This window comes from Shigella sp. SIG3, assembly GCF_053555855.1.
The window spans coordinates 1-359 of sequence record NZ_JBQZXE010000337.1 but is presented as its reverse complement, the minus strand read 5'-3'; the positions used below and the strand labels follow the sequence as shown (position 1 = coordinate 359).

The window sequence follows — 359 nt, the reverse complement described above, 5'->3', positions numbered from 1 at the left end:
GTTTCCCGGTACGCCACATTTTCTGCACCTGCTCAACGAAATTTTTGCCTGACGATGGCGGCGGCAGAAGTACCGAGATATCCCCCTGCAACAGCCTGGCGGCATCCGATACGGCAGAATCCACCACTTTCATCGCATCAGAAACATACCCCAGCATTATGCTGGCATTACCGATAACGTCGTTCTGCACGAAATCCGCCACACCATCGATACTGAAACCGCTGAAGCTGTCACTGATGCAGTCATCCAGTGCAGAACAGGATGACATCAGCGTCTGCGCCGTCGCCGCACCTGATGTGGGGTAAGAGAGTTCTCCCGCTTCGACAAACTTCAGGTCAAAGCGGACAATACGCCCTTCA

At 53.8% G+C, this 359-nt stretch carries 1 pseudogene; it reads right to left on the bottom strand.

From position 1 onward, the window contains the following. Positions 1 to 359: pseudogene (locus tag ACUU1I_RS21290) on the bottom strand (DNA circularization protein); the annotation flags it as partial.